Raw genomic sequence first — 5,053 nt, 5'->3', positions numbered from 1 at the left:
TCGAACGCGCTCGCGTCGAGTGCCGCCGCCGGGATCGACAGGTGCTGCATCATGCCCGGCAAGTCGCAGAACCGAATGTCGATGTACTCGACGTTCTCGTCGGCCACGAGTTTGAGAATGTCGTCGGCCGTCTTGTCGGTCACTGAAGTGTTCTCCTCACCCTGCTAACCCCGTTGAACGCTCGGTTGCTGACGTTACGGCAACCACCGCCGGGGTTGCTGCCCCAGCCCGGATCCCAGCACACATATCGTAGGGGGCATGAGCGGCGGCATTTCATCGTGGCTGTCCGGCCCGGAATCGGCTCGGCCGGACGGCTCGGTCGACTCGGCCGATCGGGGACTGGGCCTGCCTACCCGGGGACCCGGTTCGCCCGCACCGATGGGGCGGCGACTGCTGGCCCTGCTGGCCGACTGGCTGATCGCCGCCGGCCTGGCCGGCCTGGGCGTGACACTGGGCCTGGTGCAGCTCAAGGACTACCTGATCAGCGGCGACTGGCAGTCCGCCACCATGGTCATCTGGCTGGTGCTGGGCGCGGTCGCGGTGCGCCTGTTCGGGTTCACCCCCGGGCAGTACCTCTGCGGACTGCGGGTGATCCCGGTGGACGGCCCCGGCCTCGGGGTGGGGATCGGCCGGGCCGTCGTGCGCGGACTGCTGATCGCCCTGGTGGTGCCCGCCCTGTTCAGCGACGCCGACGGACGCGGTCTGCAGGACCGGGCGACGCGCACCGCGGTGGTGCGTCGCTGAACCCGACCGCTCAACCCGACCGCTGCGCCGCGGTCAGCGCCGCCGTACCCGACGCTGGACGCCGCTCATCTTCGCGCCGCCCGGCAGCGGCCCCTTCGGCATCCCGGCGGTGCCGGCTCGCGAACTCAGTGCGGACAGGCTCTTCTCCAGCGAATCCATCTGCGCGACCGCGATGTTCGCCGGCAGCTTGGTCAGGTAGCGCTCCAGCTTGGACAGCGGGACCTCGCCGTCGCCGGCGCCGACGATGACGTCGTAGATCGGCACGCTGCCGATGAGCCGGGACACCCGCTTCTTCTCCTGGGCGAGCAGCGGCTTGACCCGGTTCGGTGCGCCCTCGCCGACCAGGATGACGCCCGGGCGCCCGATCACGCGGTGCACGGCATCGAGCTGGCCGGTCGCCGCCACCCCCGGCGTGACCCGCCACTTGCCCCGCATGTTGTCCAGCGCCCACGCCGCCGCCCCGGCCTGGCCCTCGGCCTTGCGGAACACCGACCGCTGGGCCCGACGGCCGAAGATCGCGAACGCCACCAGCCCGCCCAGCGCCACACCCAGTGGGATCATCGTCACCCGGCCGACGATTCCGCCGCTGAGGGCGAAGACGACCGACACGCCCACGACCAGCACGAATGCGCCGATCATGTACGGCAGCAGCCGCTTGTCCTCCTTGCGCTGCAGCTGAAACGCCTGCCACAGCTGGGCGCGGCGCTCCCGTGACGCCGTCTTGCGGGCGGCTTTTGCCGCCGTCCGGGCAGCCTTGTTCTCAGCGGTGGTGCGCGGTCTGGGCATAGCTCCCAAGGATACGCAGCCGCCTGCGCGTCAACCCTGGGCCGGTGTGCGCTCCCGCTCCGCCCGGCGTTCCATCGCCTGCTTGTACAGCCGGCCGGCCCGGTACGACGACCGCACCAGCGGACCCGACATCACCCCGGCGAACCCGAGCTGCTCGGCGTACTCGGCGTGCTCGACGAACTCCTCGGGCTTCACCCACCGGTCGATCGGGTGGTGCCGCTCCGAGGGCCGCAGGTACTGGGTGATCGTGACCAGCTCGGCCCCCGCGTCGTACATCGCCGAGAGCGCCTCGCGGATCTCCTCGGGGGTCTCGCCCATGCCGAGGATCAGGTTGCTCTTGGCGACCAGGCCGTAGTCACGCGCCTGGGTCAGCACGCTGAGGCTGCGCTGGTAGTTGAAGCCGGGCCGGATTAGCTTGAAGATGCGCGGCACCGTTTCGACGTTGTGCGCCAACACCTCCGGCCTCGTCTCGTAGACCTCACCGAGCAGATCGGGGCGGCCGTCGAAGTCGGGGATCAGCAACTCGACGCCGGTGTCGGGGTTGAGTCGTTTAATCTGCCGCACCGTCTCGGCGTAGAGCCAGGAGCCCTGGTCGGCCAGGTCGTCGCGGGTGACCCCGGTGATCGTCGAATACCGCAGTCCCATCTTCTGCACGCTCTCGGCGACCCGCCGTGGCTCGTCGCGGTCCAGTTCGCTGGGCTTGCCGGACTTGATCAGGCAGAACGAGCAGTTGCGGGTGCAGACCTCGCCACCGATCAGGAAGGTGGCCTCGCGGTCCTCCCAGCACTCATAGATGTTGGGGCAGCCGGCCTCCTCACATACGGTGTGGAGTTTCTCCTGCTTCACCAGGCTTTTCAGCTCGGTGTAGTTCGGGCCCATCTTGGCCCGGGTCTTGATCCAGGAGGGTTTTCGTTCGATCGGCGTCTCGGCGTTGCGTGCTTCCTGCCGGCGTAATCTGCGCTCCTCCGGGGCATCGCTCACCGTGTCGATGTTACGCCCGGCGAGAAATGGTCCTGCACCGGCAGCAGTCCGTCGAGTGCTGCCACGACCGCGTCGGCGACCCCGGTCCGGACATCATCGACGCTGGTCAGACGGTCGAGTTCGGCTGACAGCGATGTCACGCCGGCATCGGCGATGCCGCACGGCACGATTCCGCCGAACGCAGTGAGGTCACAATCACAGTTGAGCGAGAACCCGTGCAGGGTGGTCGTGCGGGCCACCCGCACCCCGATCGCCGCGACCTTCCGGGCCGGGCGACCGTTTCCGGCGGGCAGCCACACCCCGGACCTGCCATCGATCCGGATGGTGTCCAGACCCAGGCCCAGACACACCTGGATCAGTGATTCCTCAAGCCGCCGCACGTAATTCACCACGTCCAGCGGCTCCGCCAGGCCGATGATCGGATAGCCGACCAGCTGACCGGGGCCATGCCAGGTGATCTTCCCGCCGCGGTCGGTGTCGACCACCGGGGTGCCGTCCACCGGCCGTTCGTGCGGCAGGGTGCGTCGCCCCGCGGTGTAGACCGGCGGATGCTCCAGCAGCAGCAGGGTGTCCGGCCCGCCGGCCGCCCGGGCCTCGGCTACGTCGCGCTGCAACTGCCACGCGGTGCGGTAGTCCACGGTGCCCAACTGGCGCACGTCGACCGGGACGCTACTGGACCGGATCGACGTGACCATGGTTCGCACGCTACCCGGCGGCTCGTCAGCCACCGACCCCCGCCGAACGTGAAACGGTGCTCACACTCATTGGTCGAACGTGAACCTACGCTCACACTCGACGCCAGGGGCGAGGGCTACAGCGGGGTCGGGTACGCGGTCGCGTAACCCAGCGCCTCGCCGATGGTGTTGTGATTGAACCGGAAACCGGTGCTCTCCAGTGCGGCCGGGATGGCGCGCTGCCCGCTCAGCAGCCCCTCATCGGCGAACTCTCCGAAGGCGGTGCGGGCGGCGAAACCGGGCAGCAGCAGCGGGGCGGGCCGGTTCAGGGCACGGCCGAACGCGGTGGTGAATTCGGCGTTGGTGACCGGCGCCGGCCCGGTGAGGTTGACCGGCCCGTTCAACTCGGGCTGCGACATCGCGAAGCGCAGCGCCCGCACCTCGTCGTCCAGGCTGATCCACGACATGTACTGGCGGCCGTTGCCCAGCCGGGTGCCGAGCCCGAGCGTGAACAGCGGACGAAGCCGGGCGAGCAGCCCACCCGCGCGGGCCAGCACCAACCCGGTGCGGGCCAGCACCACCCGGGTGCCGGCACGGCGCGCCGAGGCCGTCGCTGCCTCCCAATCCTGGGCCAACTGCGCAAGGAAACCGGTGCCCGCCGGGGCCGCCTCGTCGACGACGCGGTCGCGGGTGTTCCCGTAGTAACCGACCCCGCTGGCGCTGACCAGCACCGGTACCCCGGCGTCGGCGACCGCATCGGCCAGCACCTCGGTCGGGGTGATGCGGCTGTCGCGCAGGCTCTGTTTGAACGCCCCGGACCAGCGCCGCCCGCCGATGCTCTCCCCGCACAGGTTCACCACGGCGTCGACGCCGCGCAGCGCGCCGGCGTCGAGGTCACCGCGCTCCGGATCCCAGAACACCTCGTCGGCGCCGCCCGGTGTGCGGCGCACGAGTCGGACCACCCGGTGGTCGTCGGCGCGCAGTGCCGAAGCCAGGGCAGTGCCGATCAGCCCGGACGAGCCGGCGATCGCGACGCACTGCCCGGCCACGGCTAGAGCCCCAGGTCGGCCTCGAATGCGCCCTCTTCGAGACGGTTCCTGATGGTGGTCACGAACCGGCCGGCGTCGGCGCCGTCGATCAGCCGGTGGTCATAGGTCAGCGGCAGGAAGCAGACCGAACGCACGCCGATCGCCTCGTTGCCGGCCTCGTCGATGATGACCCGCGGCCGCTTCACGATGGCGCCGGTGCCCAGCATGGCGGCCTGCGGCGGAACCAGGATCGGGGTGTCGAACAGGGCGCCCTGGCTGCCGATGTTGGTGATCGTGAAGGTGCCGCCGGACAGCTCATCCGGGCGCAGGTTGCCGGAGCGCGCCCGCGCGGCGATGTCGGCGATCGCCCGGGCCAGCCCGGCCAGCGACAGGTCACCGGCGTTGTGGATCACCGGCGACAGCAGGCCCTGCTCGGTGTCCACCGCGAAGCCCAGGTGCTCGGCGTCGTAGTAGGTGAGCTCGGCCTTGTCCTCGTCGTAGCTGGCGTTGACGTTCGGGTGCGCCTTCAGCGCGTCGATCACCGCGCGGGCGATGAACGGCAGGTAGGTCAGGTTGACGCCCTCGCGCTCGGCGAAGTCGTTCTTGGCCCGAGCCCGCAGCGCCACGATCTTGGTCATGTCGACCTCGTGGGTCTGGGTGAGCTGCGCGGTCGCTTGCAGCGACTCGCGGGTCTTGCGGGCGGTGATCTGCCGGATCCGGCTGGCCTTGGCGGTGGTGCCGCGCAGGTGGGCCAGCGCCGACGGGGCGGCCGGGGCCGGGGCCTTGGCCGGCTGGGCGGCCGACGCTGCCGCGGGGGCCGCGGGGGCGGCCGGCGCCTTC

General features: G+C 70.4%; 6 protein-coding genes and 1 pseudogene. 1 reads left to right on the top strand and 6 read right to left on the bottom strand.

What is annotated here, in order from left to right; translation table 11 throughout:
- Positions 1-143, bottom strand: a pseudogene (gene glnA / locus KIH27_RS22855) (glutamine synthetase); the annotation flags it as partial.
- 115 nt (positions 144-258) lie between these two features.
- Here glnA and KIH27_RS21900 point away from each other — a divergent pair.
- A complete protein-coding gene (locus tag KIH27_RS21900; protein WP_214095065.1) occupies positions 259-744 on the top strand; it encodes an RDD family protein in 486 nt (161 codons plus the stop codon).
- A 33-nt stretch (positions 745-777) separates the two neighbouring features.
- On the opposite strand, the gene KIH27_RS21895 is transcribed toward KIH27_RS21900, so the two are convergent.
- The 5 genes from KIH27_RS21895 to sucB form a co-directional block, all read right to left on the bottom strand.
- Entirely contained in the window at positions 778-1,530 is a 753-nt protein-coding gene (locus tag KIH27_RS21895; RefSeq protein ID WP_214095064.1) for a DUF4191 domain-containing protein, read from the bottom strand.
- A gap of 30 nt (positions 1,531-1,560) precedes the next feature.
- Positions 1,561-2,511, bottom strand: coding sequence for a lipoyl synthase (lipA, locus tag KIH27_RS21890; protein WP_214095063.1), 951 nt, complete (start codon positions 2,509-2,511; stop codon positions 1,561-1,563).
- Positions 2,508-3,206, bottom strand: a complete 699-nt coding sequence (gene lipB, locus KIH27_RS21885) for a lipoyl(octanoyl) transferase LipB (protein WP_214095062.1) — start codon at positions 3,204-3,206, stop codon at positions 2,508-2,510. Before lipB ends, lipA begins: the two co-directional genes overlap by 4 nt.
- A gap of 116 nt (positions 3,207-3,322) precedes the next feature.
- Entirely contained in the window at positions 3,323-4,234 is a 912-nt protein-coding gene (locus KIH27_RS21880; protein WP_214095061.1) for a TIGR01777 family oxidoreductase, read from the bottom strand.
- 2 nt (positions 4,235-4,236) lie between these two features.
- Positions 4,237-5,053: 2-oxoglutarate dehydrogenase, E2 component, dihydrolipoamide succinyltransferase (gene sucB, locus KIH27_RS21875; protein ID WP_214095060.1), on the bottom strand; the 817-nt coding region annotated here is incomplete at its 5' end.

The sequence above is a fragment of the Mycolicibacter acidiphilus genome, from assembly GCF_018455725.1.
GTDB lineage: Bacteria > Actinomycetota > Actinomycetes > Mycobacteriales > Mycobacteriaceae > Mycobacterium > Mycobacterium acidiphilum.
This window is presented reverse-complemented; position numbering and strand designations above follow the sequence as displayed.

Coding starts and splice junctions, on each gene's coding strand:
- KIH27_RS21900 (WP_214095065.1), top strand. CDS start 259: ATGAGCGGCGGCATTTCATCGTGGCTGTCCGGCCCGGAATCGGCTCGG.
- KIH27_RS21895 (WP_214095064.1), bottom strand. CDS start 1,530: ATGCCCAGACCGCGCACCACCGCTGAGAACAAGGCTGCCCGGACGGCG.
- lipB (WP_214095062.1), bottom strand. CDS start 3,206: ATGGTCACGTCGATCCGGTCCAGTAGCGTCCCGGTCGACGTGCGCCAG.